The organism is Micromonospora sp. NPDC049900 (assembly GCF_044461025.1).
Taxonomy (GTDB): domain Bacteria; phylum Actinomycetota; class Actinomycetes; order Mycobacteriales; family Micromonosporaceae; genus Micromonospora.
In genome coordinates, this window is record NZ_JBITKM010000003.1 from 261,861 (window position 1) to 278,045 (window position 16,185).

The window sequence follows — 16,185 nt, forward strand, 5'->3', positions numbered from 1 at the left end:
GCCCGTCGCTGCGCTGGCGCTCCGACTCCGGTCACGCAACACGCCCGGCGGCTGGCGCGGAAGGCGGGTAGCCCGGTGGGCCGCCGCATGACAACAGCAGCGTTGACCGGATTGTGCTGGGCCGGCAGCCGGCCGGGCCGCGCGGCCACGAACCCGCGCGGCGCAGGGAAGCGGACGCCGGCCGCGTCGGCGAGCTGGACGGTCGCAGGGTTGCGGCTACTGCGCCTCCGGCGGGGGCGCTCGGGCTCCAGGATGGCCGGGGCTCCGTCGGCGGGTCGCGGTCCGTGGGTGGTTGCGGTAGGCCATCCCGTCTGCCATCGACCCGGGCAAGCCGAGCAGACCACCGCCCGACCCACCAGCGTCCGTACGAGTCGTCAAGGTCCGCTTGACGTGGCGGGCCGGGCGGCGGCCCGCTCCGCAGACGGGCGGGTCGACGGCAGACGGGATGACACGTGCCTTGGGTGTTTGGCCCAGGGCTGTCGGTCGCGCCTGGAGGAACGCGCCGCCGGGCGTTCGTCAGCCCGGGTACGGGGAGTCCAGAACCAAGGGGAGTGCTGGACTCCCGCGTTCATTGGACTGATTGACTTAGGTGCGAGTCATCGAAAGCTTGACGCTCTTGTCCTTCTCTGGCAGCGTCAGGTGCGCTGAAGGCTGTGGAGTGCGACAACGAGTCGGTGGCTGCCGAGGAAATCCGAAGGACGTTCGGTAACGGCGGCGGAATCGAGTACTCAAACAATGTGTACCCTCTCTACTTCGCCATCTGGATGAATGACTCGGATGCTTCCGCCCCCGCGCTTGCAAAGTTCTTGAACTAGCAGATAAACCTGGAGTGCGCGGTTCACGGTATCTGTCTTCGAATCTCCAGACTCCCTGCTGGCCCTATCAAGCGCATCACTGGCGCGAGGCGTCAGGTTTACGGTAAGGCGCACTAGCTGACCTCCTGTGCCTGCACTCCCGGGTGGGAGATTGTCGGCCTTAGGCGTGTCACGGCGAGGCGCCGGGGGGGAGGACACTGGCGGGCCGTCCTCGTGGGGGTGCGTGCGGGTGCGTTCTTCAGTGCCTGCTGAACGATCCAGTACGCTCGTCCTCACTGGCATTGTAAGTTCATCCCCTCTCATACCCTTTCCTCATTCGGATCATGGCTGGCAACCGCAAAGATCACTTTGTGGACCGCCAGTCTAGGGCGGTATGTTGCGAGGATGCACGGAGCGTAACACTGCGATCACCTCCACGGATTGGATCGTACGGCATGCGCGCGCCGGTAGTATGCATCTTTGCAGTATGGCTTGCCTACCCCGAAACTGCCATCCCGCCGTGGGGTGGGGGATAAACTAGACAGTTCCACTGTCGAAAGTACAGCGCGAGGGCCGGTCGGCACATCCCCTGGACGGACGACGTGCGCATGATCACCGTACGATCGTACGCGTATATCGCGTACCCGAGTGGTGGTCGGGTACGCCTTGCGGTGTACTCTCGGCGAAATTCGTGGGCACACCAGGGCGACCCGAGGGGCGACCAAGGTGGGCGAGCTGAGCGTGACCTCAAGAAAAGGGGTTGAACATGCCGACACCGCCGAGGCAGCCGGAGCAGGTCGAGTTGAACCTGACGGCGGAACCCGGAGAAGGCGCCCCGGGGGACCGGGCTGACCCGGTCTTCCGGCGGGACGTGGTCAATATCAAGATCTGGCTCAGTAAGGTTGCAGGCTTGGGGGTTGAGCTCGCCATCGAAGAGTCGGAGGCTAACGGGCAGACCTCGGCCGTGGTTCAGTACGCGATCATCATGTTGCTGACGTTGGGTGGGGTCGCTCTCTTCTGGGTCATAAGCCACCACTTGGTGCTCAGCGTCATCGTTGGCGCCGTCATGATGGTGGCCGGGATCGTCTTCGTACGCACCCACTCGCGCAAGCGGGCGAACTGAGCTGACTACTAACGGCGCCTCGACCGGCCCCGGGGTTCACCCGGGGCCGTCTAGTTGAGCTGGGGCAGCAGGAAGGCAGCAGACGCGGCGATCTAGACCGACAGCGCAGAGGAGTAGATGACAGACGACGCCTGCGCAGTTGCGGCAGCCAGCAGCGGCCGACACAAATCGTCATGGTTAGTCCGCATCCCCCCGACGGGGGTCGTCCCTTTTGCGGGAGCGCTTTCGCGGCTAGCCGATCACGGCGCGGGCCGGCGTACGGACCGGCTCGAAACAGGCCAGGGCCCGGCCTCGTCGGTCGGTGACGACCCAGGGATGCCCGACGTACGTGTGCTGCCGGTACGACGTGTTCGGTGGCAGGACTCGGTACTGCCTGCGGTTGCCCTGGTGGTCCAGCCAGTGCACGGTCACCGTGCGGTCGGTGGAGTTGACGAACTCGATGCTGGTCTCGGGACCGCCGCCGACCGAGCGCAGCCACCGCTCGTGTCCGCCGGGCAGCGGGGCGAGTCGCTGGGGTTGCGGCTCGGGTGGCCGCGTGGTCGGTGCGGGGCTCGCCGGGCGGCTGGGTGCGGACGTCGGTCGGGCGCTGGGCGTACCCGGGGTGCGGGGTGGATCGGTCCGTGGGGCCGACGTCGACGTCGACCGGGTCGGCGCGGACGGCGTGGCAGGTGGCAGTGGGCGGGTGGAGGAGACCCCGCCGACGGAGGACGAGGCCGACGGCGTGGCCGTGCCGTCCGGGGAGGGGCGCTGCGAGGTGCCGGCCGGGACCGGTGGCTGCGGCGCGACCCAGCCGGAGGGCCGCTCCTCAGCGGCGGTCGGCGGCGCTTCCGGCGTAGGCCAGAGCAGGGTGAGCAGCAGGCCCAGTACGCCGGTGGCGACCCCGGCCAGCAGGAGCCGGTGGCTCACCCGGCCGGTGTCGTGGTGTGCCGGCTCGGCGGGGACGACGACGGGTCGGGACGAGACGGTCTGCGGCGTCCGCGGATCGCCGTCGCGGGTGACCGGTGCGGCCGGCAACGCGAGCCGTGTCGGGTACGCGGGCAGTTCCGGCCGGGTCGGTGGCGCGGGGTGGGAGCGCGGATCGAACAGCCAGGGGCCGACTCGGAGCCTTGGCTCGACGCGGGGTTGCTCGTGATCTGGCGACTGCTTCATGACCTCGATCCAGCGAGGGATGCCGTTCCGCCGACGGCGCAGACCGTCGATTATGCGTGCTCTCCATGACGTCCCGCTATGGCCGATCGAAGGCGATTTGGACGCGATACCCGATCGTCCACTTAGCAGATCGACTTCGATCGCGGGCGTTGTCCACAGGAGACCTGGTTGTCCACAGGGCGGCCGTACGGGGCGGCGTCGGGGGTGGTCCTGACGGAAGGGTTCGGCACAGCGAACCCCTGCCGACCGTTGGAGGCCACGATGCCCGCCCGTACCTCCGTCCCGCCGTACCCGCCTCCGCCGCTGGTCGTGACCGGGGACGGTGACCTGCTCGACGACCTGCTGCGGCTCGCCGCCGCCGGAGGCGTCGAGGTGGAGGTCGCCGCCGACCCGGCGGCGGCCCGGACCCGCTGGCGGTCCGCCCCGCTGGTGGTGGTCGGCACTGATCAGGCGCAGCCCTGCCTGCGGGCCCGGCTGCCGCGACGTGCGCGGCTGGTCCTGGTCGGCCGGGACGGCGACGTCGAGTCGAGCTGGCAGGTCGCGGACCTGCTCGGTGCCGAGCACGTCGCGGTGCTACCGGCGGCCGAGCCGTGGCTGGTCGACCGGTTCGCCGAGAGCGGTGCCGGGGACGCGCCCGGTGGCCGGGTGGTCGCCGTGCTCGGTGGTCGAGGTGGGGCCGGGGCCAGCATCCTGGCCGGTGGGCTCGCGGTCACCGCCGCCCGCACCCGGCTGCGTACCCTGCTGCTCGACGCCGATCCGCTCGGCGGCGGCCTCGACCTGGTGCTGGGCTGGGAGCAGTTGGAGGGTCTCCGCTGGCCGGCGCTGACCGGGGCGGACGGCCGGGTGGACGCTCCCGCCCTGGTGCGGGCGTTGCCGAGTCGAGGCGACCTGGTGGTCCTCTCCTGGGATCGTGGGGACCTGGTCGCGGTGCCGGCCGAGGCGATGGCGGCCACGCTGGACGCGGCCCGACGCGGTCGCGACTTCGTGGTGGTCGACCTGCCCCGGTATCTCGACGACGCGGCGGTGACCGCGCTCCAGGCAGCCGACCGGGTCTTCGTGGTCGTGCCTGCGGAGTTGCGGGCCACCGCTGCGGCGGCGCGGGTGGTGGCGGTGGCCGGTCCGCACTGCCACGACCTGTCGGTCGTCGTGCGTGGCCCGGCTCCCGGCCGTTTACGGGCGACCGAGCTGGCCAAGGCACTCGGATTGCCGCTCGCCGGCAGCCTGCGGCCCGAACCGGGTCTGTGTCGGGGCCTGGAGCGGGGCGAGGCCCCGGCGGCCACCGGGCGCGGCCCGCTGGCCGACCTCTGCCAGCGGATCGTCACCGACCTGACCGGCCGGAGCGCCACGGCGGGTGCGGCGTGAGCGGGGAGAGTCTCGCCGCTCGGGTACGACAGCGGATCGCCGCCGCCACCACACCGGTCACCCCGGCCGCGATCGTCAATGCGGTACGCGCCGAGCCCGATGCCGCCGTACTCGGGGACACCGCCCTGCTGCGGATGGCCGACCAGGTCCGCGACGACCTGGTGGGCGCCGGTCCGCTCGCCCCGTTGCTGGTGGACCCGGAGGTGACGGACGTACTCGTCAACGGCGTACGGGTGTGGGTGGACCGGGGTCAGGGGCTGCACCAGGTCCCGGTGCCGGTGGGCACCGTGGACGACGTACGTCGGCTGGCGCAGCGGCTGGCTGCCGGAGCCGGTCGTCGCCTCGACGACGGTGCGCCGTGCGTCGACGCCCGACTGTCCGACGGCACCCGGATGCACGCTGTCCTGCCGCCGGTGGCGACCGACGGGCCGTACCTGTCGTTGCGTACCTTCCGGCAGCGGCCGTTCACCCTGGACGAGTTGGTCGAGCAGGGTGCGGTGGCCCGGCCGGTCGCACCGGTGCTCGCCGCCGTGGTGGCGGCCCGCCTCGCGTACCTGGTGATCGGCGGGACCGGCTCCGGCAAGACGACCTTGTTGAACACCCTGCTCTCGCTGGTGCCGGGCACCGAGCGGATCGTGCTCGTCGAGGACGCCGCCGAGCTTCGGCCGGTGCACCCGCACGTGGTGGGGTTGCAGGCCCGTACGGCGAACGTGGAGGGCTCCGGCGCGGTCGGTCTGAGTGAGCTGGTCCGGCAGGCGCTGCGGATGCGACCCGATCGGCTGGTCGTCGGCGAGTGCCGGGGCGGTGAGGTGGTGGATCTGCTCGCCGCGCTCAACACGGGTCACGACGGCGGCGCGGGAACGCTGCACGCCAACACCCCGTCGGACGTGCCAGCCCGGCTGGAGGCGTTGGGGTTGCTCGGCGGGCTGCCCCGCCCGGCACTGCACGCCCAGGTGGCGGCTGCCCTACAGGTGGTGTTCCAGATTCGCCGTACGTCCCAGGGGCGGCTGCTGGAGTCGGTCTGCCTGCTTCTGCCGGAGGGGCCGGAACGGCTGGTCACGGCGGTACCCGCCTGGATTCGGGGTCGCGGTCTCGGGTTCGCGGCGCGAGCCCTCGGCACAATGATCAAGAATCGGGACGTCGCGGTGCCGCCGATCCTGTCCGAGCCGTGGCCCGGATCGGCGGGCCCGGCATGAGCGGCGGATACCTGTGGGCGGCGGGATTGCTGCTCGGGCTGGGTGTGGTCGCGATCCGGCCGGTCCGTGCCCGGGTCTTCCCGAGCCGATCGCGCGACGGACGCGCCGACGATCCGTTGATCGACTGGGTGGCCACGCTGCGGTCGGTGGGCGAACCGGCCCAGCTCAGCCGGCAGTCCTGCGTGGCCCCGCCACCAGCCACCCTGCGCCCGACGCCGACGCGTCCTCCGCCGACAGCGTGTCCCCCGACAGCGCATCCGGCCTCGACGCGTTCCGGCCCACCGACTCGCACGACGGCGTCCGCACCGCCCGGGCGCGGTGACGGGCGTCGACCGATCCGCGCCGACCTCCCGACATCATTACCGCCGACCAGGCGACCGGGCGGGACGCCGCTCGTGACGACCGTCGGAGCGGACCACTGTCCGGTCGACGCGGCGACGAACCGGGATGACGGGCCCCCGGACACAGTGGACGCGCCTGCCACGCTCCGGTCGAGCACTGCTGACGAGCGACCGGATCATCAGGCGCGACGCAGCCCGAGCGCCCGACTGGCCGGGATGCCGCAGAGGAAGGCACTCCTGCTGATCGTGGCGCTCGGCGCGACGGTGGGCGGCCTGCTCGGTGGCCCGGTGGCGGCGGTCGCGCTGGCCGGGTACGGGGCCGTGGGCGTACGGGCACTGCTGCGCCGCCGCGCCACGACCCAGGTGGCACAGGCGCAGCGGGAGCGGCTGGACCAGCTCTGTGCCCTCGCCGCCGACCTCCGGGCCGGGCTGCCCGTTCCGGTGGCGGTGGCGGCGCTGCGCTCCGGCGGCCCGGGACGGATCGGTGCCGCCTCAGCGCAGGTGGCGAGCCTCGACCAGGGTACGAGCGTCGCTCAGGGAGGTGCCGGCGGCCGGGTACCGAGGGGAGCCGACGTACTCGCCGATCGACCGGGGCAGTTGGCCGAGGCAGCGGTGCGGCTGGCCGACCGGACGGGCGCTCCGCTGGCCGAGCTGGTCGAGCGGATCGAGGCCGACGCCCGGTCGACGGACCGGGGGCTGGGCGCGGCGGCGGCCCAGGCTGCCGGAGCCCGCGCCACCGCCTGGCTGCTGGCCGCGCTTCCGGTGGGCGGCATCGCTCTCGGCTACGGCATCGGGGTCGACCCGCTGACGGTGCTGCTGCACACCCCGATCGGTGGTGCCTGCGCGGTCGCGGCCGTCGTGCTCCAGGCCATCGGACTGCTCTGGGCAGACCGCCTCGGCGCCACACCTGCCGGAGCCGCCTGATGCCCCGCCCGGTCGCCACCGACCTGGCCGGGGGCACGCACGCCCTGGCCGGCGGCCTGCGTGATCAGGCCTTCGGCGGGCTCGATCTGGCCGCTGTCAGGCGTGTCCCGGCCGTCGACCTGCTCGACCTGGCCGGTAGCACGTTGGCGGCGGCGGTGCTGGTCGGTGTCGTGCTGATCGCCGTGCTCCTGGTCGGCCGCCACCGACCTCGGCGGCGGCTGCGTCGGTTGGCCGGCGCGAGCCCGTCGACTGCCACTCAGCGTCGCAAGGGCGCCAACGGCCTGAGCGAACCGGTGGAAGCTGTGGGCCCGTCGGGCGGGCAGGTCACGGCCGGGCGACCGGATTCCGGTGCCGCATCGGGCCGTCGGGTGGACCGGGTGCGACTTGCCGCCGGGCTCGCGGGGACGGCCGTGGGCGTCCTGCTCGGGGGGTGGCCCGGTCTCGTGGCGGTACTACCCACCGCGCTCCTGCTCGACCGGCTGCTCCGGCGGATCGAGCCACCGGCGGACCGGAATCGGCGCCTGCGGGCCGTCGCCGATCTCCCGCTCGCCGCCGACCTGCTCGCCGCCGCGCTCCGGGCGGGCGCTCCGGTGGAGCGTTCGGTGCTCGCGGTGGCGGACGCGTTGGGTGGTCCGCTCGCCGACCAGCTCGGCCGGGTCGGTCGCACGCTGCAACTCGGTGGCGGGCCGCAGGAAGCCTGGGCGCACCTGGCGACGGTGCCGGGTGCCCAGCGGATCGGTGCCGCGGCGATTCGTTCGGCCAGCAGCGGGGCTGCGCTGGCCGGTGCACTCACCCGGCTCGCGGACGACCTGCGCGCCGACCGGGCCATCGCGATCGAGGCGGCGGCGCGCCGCGCGGGCGTGCTGATCGTGCTGCCCCTCGGCCTCTGCTTCCTCCCCGCCTTCATTCTCGCCGGTCTGGTGCCGGTGATCGTCGCCGTGCTCGGCGACGTGCTGTGAACACATCGAGAAGGGACGAACACGTGCGCAGAATCCTCGCCCGCCTTCGCGGGGACGCCGGGATGAACACCGCCGAGTACGCCGTCGGCACGCTCGCCGCGGTGGCCTTCGGAGGTGTCCTGCTGAAGGTGTTGACCTCGGACAGCGTGCAGTCCGCGTTGACCGCCGTCATCGACCGGGCCCTGAAGTGACCGGGCGCCGGCCGGCCGGTCGTGACCGGGGTTCCTTCACCGCCGAGATGGCGGCCGGTCTGCCGGCGCTGGTGCTGCTCCTGCTCGTCGGGCTGACCGCCGTCAACGCGGTCAGCACCAGGGCGGCCTGCCTGGACGCGGCCCGGGAGGCGGCGCTCGCCGCCTCCCGGGGCGAGCCGGGTGACAGCGCCGCTCACCGGTACGCACCTCCGGGTGCCGAGGTGGCCGTCGTGGTGGACGACGAGACGGTCCGGGTGACCGTGCGTGCCCCGGTGCGTGCCCTCGGCACCGACCTGCCCGCGATCGTCGTCGTGGCCACGGCGGTGGCGGCCGTCGAGCCCGGCATCCCGGAGCCGAGGCCGTGACCTCCGTCCAGCCCCCGGACCACCCCGCCGGGGCCGCGGCTCGGTGTCGGCGGCGAGTCGGCGGGCGTGACCGGGGTGGGGCCACGGTCTGCCTGCTGGCGGTCGGGCTGATCTTCGTGCTCAGTGGGACCTTCGGCGCGGGGGTCGGCGCCGCACGGGTGGCACGTCAGCAGGCGCGGGTCGCGGCCGACTTCGGGGCGCTCGCCGGAGCGGGTCGTGCGCTGCACGACGAGTCGCAGGCGTGTGCCCGTGCCGCCGAACTCGTCGCCGCCAACGGCGCGAGGCTCGTCCGGTGCCAGGTCGACGGGATCGACGTGGTGGTCACCGCAGCGGTGTCGGTGCGTCCGCTGCCCGGGATCTCGCGGGTCGCCACGGCCACCTCCCGGGCCGGCCCGGTGCGCGGGTGAGCAGGTTCGCACGGGCGTGGAACACATCGGGAGCGAGCCGGCCGGGAGCCGGCTCGCCACCGGCGGGCGGCGAGCCGATTCCCTGACGCCGCGCGACGCCGAGGCCGAGCAGCGACGCCGTGCAACGACGTCGACGCCGCCGCCGGAAACGAGGTCGGTGGCCGACGGTCGGCGACGCGAACGCCGACGTCGTCGAGGTCAGCGACCCTGAAGCGCGTCGAGTGCGATCGCCATGGCGATCACCAGGCGGCGGTCGATCTGCGGGTGCTGGATCTCGACGACGTAGCGGTCACGCAGGCCCCACTTCTTCACCACCGAGAAGACCGGCTGACCGTCGGCGACGAAGTCGAAGTGGTACGGCAGCCACGACAGCGACTCGGCGAACCGGCGCAGCACCGCCACCGGCATGCTGCGCTCCTGACCGACGATGTTCGGCAGACCGGACTGCTCGACGTGCCAGGTCGAGCGGAGCAGCGACTGCGCGAAGTCCTTGCGGAACAGTCCGATCGGGGTGCCGGCGTGGTCGGTGACGTCGTACGTGGCGCCGAGGTCGATGCGCTGGCGGGCCTTGAACCCGAGCAGCGGCTGCTGCTTGGAGTCGTCGGCGTAGATGGTCACCTGCTCCTTGAAGGCGAGCCGCTTCTGCTGGGCGAAGGCCAGCAGACCGCCCTCGGAGCCGTCCGGCGCGACGCTGTGCACCTCGTACTGGTTGACCATGAAACGTAACCGCTGACGGATGTGGAACTGGTGCTGTGCCTGCAAGCTATCGAGCTGCATGAGAATCTCCTCGATCGTGGTGCGCCGGAGTGTCGCACAGCTCGGCAAGCGACCCGGCGCTGAGTGTCGGGTCAGCGGACACCGTCGACAGCCGCCCGGTGGGACCAGGTGGTGAGGAGTTGGTGGATGGTACGCAGTCGCTCGTTGATCTGGTCCAGGCGCTCGGCCTGGGCCAGGGTGGCGAGCGCCGTACCGAGGGCGATCTGCTGGTCGATGTCGAGTTTCTCCTGGTCGATGGTGTAGAGCAGCTCGACGGTCTCGGCGATGGTGTCGGCCACGGCTCCTCCTCCAGGTACGGCGGCGACGACGGAATGATGGTCACGGCGCTCGATGGAAGCGCTCCCATCCATCAATGCCCGGATCGACCGGATCTCATGCCTGCCCGCTCATTCCGACAGGTTCGCCAGCACCACGTCCAGCACCCTGATCGCGTCCGGCTTCGACAACGGGTTGTTGCCGTTGCCGCATTTCGGCGACTGGACGCAGGAGGGGCAGCCGTGGTCGCAGCCGCATTCGGCGATCGCGTCCCGGGTGGCGCGCAGCCAGGACGACGCCATGCCGTACGCCCGCTCGGCGAAGCCCGCGCCGCCGGGGTGGCCGTCGTAGACGAAGACGGTCGGGGCCTCGGTGTCCGGGTGCACCGCCGTGGACAACCCGCCGATGTCCCACCGGTCACAGGTGGCGACCAGCGGCAGCAGACCGATCGCGGCGTGTTCGGCGGCGTGCAGCCCGCCCGGCACGTCGGCCGGGTCCACTCCGGCCGCCGCCAGCGAATCGGGGGAGAGGGTGAACCAGACCGCGACGGTACGCAGTTCCCGCGCCGGCAGGTCCAGCGGTCGGGTGTCGATCACCTCGCCGGTGGCGATCCGCCTCCGCTGGTACGACACCACCTGGCTGGTGACGTCCACTTCGCCGAGGAACAGCCCGACCGGTCCGGCGTCGACGTACGAGCGCACCGACACCACCGACAGTGAGGTGACGTCCCGCGCGTGGGTGGACCAGTCCGGCTCCTCGGGGTGCACCAGCGCGCACCCGTCGTCGAGGTCGAGCGTGTCGACCACGTACGACACGCCCTGGTGCAGGTAGACCGCGCCGGAGTGCAGCAGGAAGTGCGCCGAACCGCCGTCGACGGTGCCGAGCAGTCGGCCGGTCGCCGCCTCCACCACGCAGACCGGCGCGCCGCCCTCGCCGCGCAGGTCGACCTGGGGACGTTCCCGGTGCCGCCAGTACCAGCCGGTCGGCCGCTGCCGCAGCGCACCCGCCTCGACCAGCGCCGCGACCGTCTCCTTCGCGCCGTCACCGAACAACGCCAGGTCGGCGTCGGTGAGCGGGGCCTCGGCCGCCGCGCAGGCCAACTGCGGCCCGAGCACGTACGCGTTCGCCGGGTCGAGCACGGTGGCCTCCACCGGTGCCCCGAACACCGCCTCCGGATGGTGCACCAGGTAGGTGTCGAGCGGGTCGTCCCGGGCGATCAGCACGGCGAGCGCCTCCTGGCCGGATCGCCCGGCCCGTCCGGCCTGCTGCCACAGCGACGCCCGGGTACCCGGGTATCCGCAGATCAGCACCGCGTCCAGCCCGATCAGGTCGACGCCAAGCTCCAGGGCGTTGGTCGAGGCGAGCCCGAGCAGGTCACCGTGCAGCAGCGCGCGCTCCAGTTCCCGGCGTTCCTCACGCAGGTAGCCACCCCGGTATGCGGCGACCCGGTCACCCAGCCCGGGGACCGCCTCGTCGAGGCTGCGCCGGGTGCTGGTGGCGACCACCTCGGCACCTCGGCGGGACCGGACGAACGCCAGGGTGCGTACTCCGGCGGCGACGGTGTCGGCGAGCAGGTCGGCGGTCTCCCGCAACGCCGACCGCCGCACCTGGGTGAGATCGGCCGCCTCGGGAGGCCCGCTGAAGGGCGGCCCACCGGAAGACGAACTGCCGGGAGACGAGCTGCCGGACCGCGAGCCACGGGGTGCGGAGTCGCCGGGTGCCGGGCGGGGGGAGGGGATCGCGGCCGGGTCGGGTGGAAGCAACGGTGGCTCCCAGAGCGCGAAGGTCACCCCGGCCCTCGGCGAGGTGTCCTCGGTGATCGCGGTCACCGGCAGGCCGGTCAGTCGACCGGCTGCGGCGGCAGGGTCGCCGGAGGTGGCCGAGGCGAGCACGAACGTCGGGCCGGGGTCGCCGGTGGCGGGGCGGTAGCGGGCGCACTGCCGCCGTAACCGCCGCAGCACGTGGGCCACGTGCGAGCCGAACACGCCCCGGTAGACGTGGCACTCGTCGACCACCACGTACGCCAACCGGCGCAGGAACCCCGACCACTGGGCGTGACCGGGCAGGATGCCGTGGTGCAGCATGTCCGGGTTGGTCAGCACGAACCGGGAGTGCCGACGGATCCACTCCCGTTCGGCACGCGGGGTGTCACCGTCGTAGCAGGACGGTCGTACGCCCTCGATCTCCAGGGTGGCGACGGCGCGTAACTGGTCGGCGGCGAGCGCCTTGGTGGGAGCCAGGTAGAGCACCGTGGCGCGCGGGTCGGCGAGCAGGGTGGCCAGCGCGGGCAGTTGGTACGCCAGCGACTTGCCGGACGCGGTGCCGGTGGCCACCACGACGTGCCGGTGGTCGTACGCGATCTCGGCCGCCTCGGCCTGGTGCCGCCAGGGTGCCGTCACCCCGCGCCGGGCGTACGCGGCACGCAGGTCCTCGGGTGCCCAGGTCGGCCACGGCACCGCGATCCCGGAGCGGGGCGGCACCCGCTCGACGTGGGTGATCGGGTCGGTGGCGTGTCGCTGGCGCAGCCGACGCAGCAGATCGCCCGGCGGCGGTCGTTCCGGGCCGCTGCCGGCGGAGACGGGCGTTGCCGGGGTCACGTTCTGCACTCTCGCACTGGTGTTCGGAAATGGGAAATCGTCGCGTCTGCAGGTCGGAACCGGGTCCGTGAGTCGTCAGGTGCCGTCGGGGGTAATGGTTAGATGCCAGAGAGCTTACGGCTGCGCGAGGGAGGACCGATGGAGCTGTCACTGGCGACCCGCACCGTGGGGGAGCACACGGTGCTCGAGGTCGGCGGTGAGGTGGATGTCTACACCGCCCCCCGGCTGCGCGAGCGGCTGCTGGAGTTGATCGACGCCGGAGCCCGGCACGTGGTGGTCGATCTCGGCCGGGTCGACTTCCTCGACTCCACCGGCCTGGGCGTGCTGGTCGGCGCGCTCAAGCGCCTGCGGACCGCCGACGGCACCTTCTCGCTGGTCTGCGACAAGGAACCGCTGCTCAAGATCTTCCGGATCACCGCGCTGGACCAGGTCTTCCCACTGCATCCCACGGTCGAAGCGGCGACCGGTACCGGCGCGTGATGGCAACGGTCCGGCTCTCCTTCTCTCCGGCGCCGGTGCACGTGCGTACCGCCCGCCTGGTCGGCGTGGCGGTTGCCCGGCGGGCCGGCGTCCGCGAGGACCTGCTCGACGAGGTACGCCTGGCCATCGGTGAGGCGTGCACCCGCGCGGTCGCCCTGCACCGCCAGTACGGCGTGCCGGATCCGGTGCTGGTCGAGATGTCCGACTCCGGGTCGTACGCGGTGCGGGTGGTGGACCGGGCGCCGATCGAGGCGAGCATCGGTCTCGCCGCGCTCGACGCCGACCAGTTGGCCAACGAGTCCCTCGACGAGGACGACCTCACCACCGGCGTCGGGTTCGCCCTGCTCGCCGGTTTCGTCGAGGACCTCCAGGTGCGGCCGGTCGACGAGGGTGTCGGCACCGAGGTGCGGATGGTCTGGCCGGTCGGTCGCTGACCGGTCGGCACCCGCCGACCACCGACACGTCACCACATCGCGCTGAACCGCCTCGGATCGGCGCCGCGGAATGCGGCATTCGTGTCGCGGTGGCATCGAATCATCGGGCTCGTATTCCCTGGCCTGGGAATGCGAGCCCGTTCCCATGGACCCGTTCCTATATCAGATTTCGTTTCATAACACAGCGACGAAGATCATCGGCCGATGGTGCCACCTCGGTGTGACCTCGAACACTGCGGAGGGCTACAGTACCCGGGTTGTCAGCAAGTGATCCACCGGGCAGCCAGCGCAGATGGGCGTCCGTCGCCGGTTTCGCCGGGGTGGGTGGCGCGCACTTGCGAATTCGCATACAGGCACCGGCCGGTGCGTCTCCACCGGCCGGTGCGTTGTTCGGCACAGGAGGACACAGATGTCCGACACCTTGGCCGCCGAGGGCGGCGGGATCTCCCTAACCGGAGCCAATGTCACGTACGTCGTCATCGCCGCGGTGATCGCGTTGGTCGCGCTCGCCTTCGCCGCCGCGTTGACGAAGACCGTGCTGGCCGCGGGCAAGGGCACCACCAACATGCAGGAGATCTCCGGGGCCGTGCAGGAGGGCGCCTCGGCCTACCTGATCCGGCAGTTCCGGACTCTGGCGATCTTCGTGGTGATCGCCGTGGTCCTGCTGTTCCTGCTGCCGGTGCACGACACCGACGGCAGCGAGACCGCGGTGAAGCTCGGGCGTTCCCTCTTCTTCGTGGTCGGCGCGCTGTTCAGCGCCTTCATCGGTGGCGCCGGCATGTGGCTGGCGACCCGGGCCAACCTGCGCGTGGCCGCCGCCGCCCGGGAACGCGAAGGCGGCCGGGAAGCGGCCATGAAGATCGCCTTCCGGACCGGTGGCGTGGTCGGCTTCCTCACCGTCGGCCTCGGCCTCTTCGGTGCCGCGCTGGTCGTGCTGATCTTCCGGGGCGACGCGCCGACCGTGCTGGAGGGCTTCGGCTTCGGTGCCGCCCTGCTGGCCATGTTCATGCGGGTCGGCGGCGGCATCTTCACCAAGGCGGCCGACGTCGGCGCCGACCTGGTCGGCAAGGTCGAGCAGGGCATCCCCGAGGACGACCCGCGCAACGCCGCGACCATCGCCGACAACGTGGGCGACAACGTCGGTGACTGCGCCGGCATGGCCGCCGACCTGTTCGAGTCGTACGCGGTCACCCTGGTCGCCGCGCTGATCCTGGGCCGCGCCGCGTTCGGTACCGACGGCCTGGTGCTTCCGCTGATCATCTCCACGATCGGTGTGCTCGTCGCCATCATCGGCGTCTTCATCACCCGGCTGCGCGCCTCCGACCGCAACGGTCTGACCGCGATCAACCGGGCCTTCTACCTCTCCGCGGTGATCTCGGCGGTGCTGGTCGCGATCGCCACTGTCTTCTACCTCCAGCCGACCTGGGCCGCGCAGCTCGGCGACAACTGGCGGGAGAGCCTCGGCGTCGAGGGCGGCGACCCGCCGTTCGGCCCGCGTGGCGTGGTGATCGGCGCGGTCGTCATCGGCATCGTGCTGGCCGCCGCGATCCAGGCACTGACCGGCTACTTCACCGAGACCGACCGGCGGCCGGTGCAGGACATCGGCAAGAGCTCGCAGACCGGCCCGGCCACCGTCATCCTCGCCGGCATCAGCGTCGGCCTGGAATCGGCGGTCTACTCGGCGCTGCTCATCGCCGCCGGTGTCTTCGGCGCCTTCCTGTTGGGCGGCGGTTCGATCACGCTCTCGCTGTTCGCCGTGGCGCTGGCCGGCACCGGTCTGCTGACCACCGTCGGCGTGATCGTCGCGATGGACACCTTCGGGCCGATCTCCGACAACGCCCAGGGCGTGGCCGAGATGTCCGGTGACATCGACGAGCACGGCGCCCGGACGCTGACCGAGCTGGACGCCGTCGGCAACACCACGAAGGCGATCACCAAGGGCATCGCGATCGCCACCGCCGTGCTGGCCGCGACCGCGCTGTTCGGCTCGTACACCGACACGCTGCGCATCGCGTACGCCGACGCCGGGGTGACCGACGTCAGCGCCGAGATCCTCAACGCGCTGAACGTGGCCAACCCGCAGAACCTGGTCGGTTTGATCATCGGTGCGGCCGTGGTGTTCCTCTTCTCCGGCCTGGCCATCAACGCGGTCTCCCGCTCGGCCGGTGCCGTGGTGATGGAGGTCCGTCGGCAGTTCCGCGAGCTGCCCGGGATCATGGACCGGACCCAGCGGCCGGAGTACGGCAAGGTGGTCGACATCTGCACCCGGGACGCGCAGCGTGAGCTGCTGACGCCGGGTCTGCTGGCGATCCTGGCACCGATCGCGGTCGGGTTCGGCCTCGGGCCCGGCGCGCTGGCGTCGTACCTGGCCGGTGCGATCGGGGCGGGCACGCTGATGGCGGTCTTCCTGGCCAACTCCGGCGGTGCCTGGGACAACAGCAAGAAGATGGTCGAGGACGGCGCGTACGGCGGCAAGGGCTCCGACGCGCACGCCGCGACCGTCATCGGCGACACCGTCGGCGACCCGTTCAAGGACACCGCCGGTCCGGCCATCAACCCGCTGCTCAAGGTGATGAACCTGGTCTCGCTGCTGATCGCGCCGGCCGTGGTGGCCTGGAGCATCGGCGACGACCGCAACGTCGGCCTGCGGGTCGGCATCGCGGTGGTGGCGACCTTGATCATCGTCGCGGCGGTGGTGTTCAGCAAGCGCAAGAGCGTGGCGATGGACGAGGGCAACGACAGCGGCGGCGCCGGCACCGCCGACCCACGTCCGGAGGAGATCAAGGCCTGACGCCCGTCGGCACCCGCGGTCCCCGGTCGGTTCGTCGTCG

14 protein-coding genes and 1 pseudogene are annotated in these 16,185 nt (G+C 71.9%); 11 read left to right on the forward strand and 4 right to left on the reverse strand.

Annotated features, from left to right (window positions below):
- Positions 1-1,560 precede the first annotated feature (1,560 nt).
- Entirely contained in the window at positions 1,561-1,917 is a 357-nt protein-coding gene (locus ACIBMZ_RS09525; protein WP_396692132.1) for a hypothetical protein, read from the forward strand.
- Positions 1,918-2,148: 231 nt separating this feature from the next.
- On the opposite strand, the gene ACIBMZ_RS09530 is transcribed toward ACIBMZ_RS09525, so the two are convergent.
- On the reverse strand, positions 2,149-3,066 hold the full coding sequence (locus tag ACIBMZ_RS09530; RefSeq protein ID WP_396692133.1) for a hypothetical protein: 918 nt from the start codon (positions 3,064-3,066) through the stop codon (positions 2,149-2,151).
- Positions 3,067-3,375: 309 nt separating this feature from the next.
- Between ACIBMZ_RS09530 and ssd the strand changes: the two genes are divergently transcribed.
- The 7 genes and pseudogenes from ssd to ACIBMZ_RS09565 all read left to right on the forward strand — a co-directional run bounded on the left by ssd (position 3,376) and on the right by ACIBMZ_RS09565 (position 8,811).
- Positions 3,376-4,428 carry a septum site-determining protein Ssd gene (gene ssd, locus ACIBMZ_RS09535; RefSeq protein WP_396692717.1) on the forward strand — a complete coding sequence of 351 codons (1,053 nt, stop codon included), beginning with the start codon at positions 3,376-3,378 and terminating at the stop codon, positions 4,426-4,428.
- Positions 4,425-5,624, forward strand: coding sequence for a TadA family conjugal transfer-associated ATPase (locus tag ACIBMZ_RS09540; RefSeq protein WP_396692134.1), 1,200 nt, complete (start codon positions 4,425-4,427; stop codon positions 5,622-5,624). Before ssd ends, ACIBMZ_RS09540 begins: the two co-directional genes overlap by 4 nt.
- Before the next feature lie 548 nt (positions 5,625-6,172).
- Positions 6,173-6,889: pseudogene (locus ACIBMZ_RS09545) on the forward strand (type II secretion system F family protein); the annotation flags it as partial.
- A 368-nt stretch (positions 6,890-7,257) separates the two neighbouring features.
- Positions 7,258-7,848: a type II secretion system F family protein gene (locus ACIBMZ_RS09550; protein ID WP_396692719.1), complete on the forward strand. Its 591-nt coding sequence runs from the start codon at positions 7,258-7,260 to the stop codon at positions 7,846-7,848.
- A gap of 62 nt (positions 7,849-7,910) precedes the next feature.
- A complete protein-coding gene (locus tag ACIBMZ_RS09555) occupies positions 7,911-8,039 on the forward strand; it encodes a DUF4244 domain-containing protein (RefSeq protein WP_155217386.1) in 129 nt (42 codons plus the stop codon).
- Between the two features lie 47 nt (positions 8,040-8,086).
- Positions 8,087-8,404, forward strand: coding sequence for a TadE family type IV pilus minor pilin (locus ACIBMZ_RS09560; protein WP_396692721.1), 318 nt, complete (start codon positions 8,087-8,089; stop codon positions 8,402-8,404).
- The gene (locus tag ACIBMZ_RS09565) at positions 8,401-8,811 is read left to right on the forward strand and encodes an Rv3654c family TadE-like protein (protein ID WP_396692135.1); all 411 of its coding nucleotides are present in this window, start codon (positions 8,401-8,403) and stop codon (positions 8,809-8,811) included. Before ACIBMZ_RS09560 ends, ACIBMZ_RS09565 begins: the two co-directional genes overlap by 4 nt.
- A 198-nt stretch (positions 8,812-9,009) precedes the next feature.
- Here ACIBMZ_RS09565 and ACIBMZ_RS09570 read toward each other — a convergent pair whose 3' ends face one another.
- The 3 genes from ACIBMZ_RS09570 to ACIBMZ_RS09580 form a co-directional block, all read right to left on the reverse strand.
- Positions 9,010-9,588 (reverse strand): hypothetical protein, encoded by a 579-nt coding sequence (locus ACIBMZ_RS09570; protein ID WP_396692136.1) that lies wholly within the window; start codon positions 9,586-9,588, stop codon positions 9,010-9,012.
- 71 nt (positions 9,589-9,659) lie between these two features.
- A complete protein-coding gene (locus ACIBMZ_RS09575; RefSeq protein WP_350700579.1) occupies positions 9,660-9,866 on the reverse strand; it encodes a hypothetical protein in 207 nt (68 codons plus the stop codon).
- A 108-nt stretch (positions 9,867-9,974) separates the two neighbouring features.
- Positions 9,975-12,440, reverse strand: a complete 2,466-nt coding sequence (locus ACIBMZ_RS09580; RefSeq protein WP_396692137.1) for a DEAD/DEAH box helicase — start codon at positions 12,438-12,440, stop codon at positions 9,975-9,977.
- Positions 12,441-12,578: 138 nt separating this feature from the next.
- On the opposite strand from ACIBMZ_RS09580, the gene ACIBMZ_RS09585 reads away from it, so the two are divergent.
- The 3 genes from ACIBMZ_RS09585 to ACIBMZ_RS09595 all read left to right on the forward strand — a co-directional run bounded on the left by ACIBMZ_RS09585 (position 12,579) and on the right by ACIBMZ_RS09595 (position 16,145).
- On the forward strand, positions 12,579-12,920 hold the full coding sequence (locus ACIBMZ_RS09585) for an STAS domain-containing protein (RefSeq protein WP_396692138.1): 342 nt from the start codon (positions 12,579-12,581) through the stop codon (positions 12,918-12,920).
- Complete coding sequence (locus tag ACIBMZ_RS09590) at positions 12,917-13,354, forward strand: ATP-binding protein (protein WP_350700575.1); 438 nt, start codon at positions 12,917-12,919, stop codon at positions 13,352-13,354. The genes ACIBMZ_RS09585 and ACIBMZ_RS09590 overlap by 4 nt, the downstream gene beginning before the upstream one ends.
- 409 nt (positions 13,355-13,763) lie before the next feature.
- Positions 13,764-16,145 carry a sodium-translocating pyrophosphatase gene (locus ACIBMZ_RS09595; protein ID WP_396692139.1) on the forward strand — a complete coding sequence of 794 codons (2,382 nt, stop codon included), beginning with the start codon at positions 13,764-13,766 and terminating at the stop codon, positions 16,143-16,145.
- Positions 16,146-16,185 lie beyond the last annotated feature (40 nt).

Excerpts from the sequence above, each read along its gene's own strand:
- ACIBMZ_RS09555 (WP_155217386.1), top strand. The coding sequence starts at position 7,911 with ATGAACACCGCCGAGTACGCCGTCGGCACGCTCGCCGCGGTGGCCTTC.
- ACIBMZ_RS09530 (WP_396692133.1), bottom strand. The coding sequence starts at position 3,066 with ATGAAGCAGTCGCCAGATCACGAGCAACCCCGCGTCGAGCCAAGGCTC.
- ACIBMZ_RS09525 (WP_396692132.1), top strand. The coding sequence starts at position 1,561 with ATGCCGACACCGCCGAGGCAGCCGGAGCAGGTCGAGTTGAACCTGACG.
- ACIBMZ_RS09595 (WP_396692139.1), top strand. The coding sequence starts at position 13,764 with ATGTCCGACACCTTGGCCGCCGAGGGCGGCGGGATCTCCCTAACCGGA.
- ACIBMZ_RS09585 (WP_396692138.1), top strand. The coding sequence starts at position 12,579 with ATGGAGCTGTCACTGGCGACCCGCACCGTGGGGGAGCACACGGTGCTC.
- ACIBMZ_RS09560 (WP_396692721.1), top strand. The coding sequence starts at position 8,087 with ATGGCGGCCGGTCTGCCGGCGCTGGTGCTGCTCCTGCTCGTCGGGCTG.
- ACIBMZ_RS09570 (WP_396692136.1), bottom strand. The coding sequence starts at position 9,588 with ATGCAGCTCGATAGCTTGCAGGCACAGCACCAGTTCCACATCCGTCAG.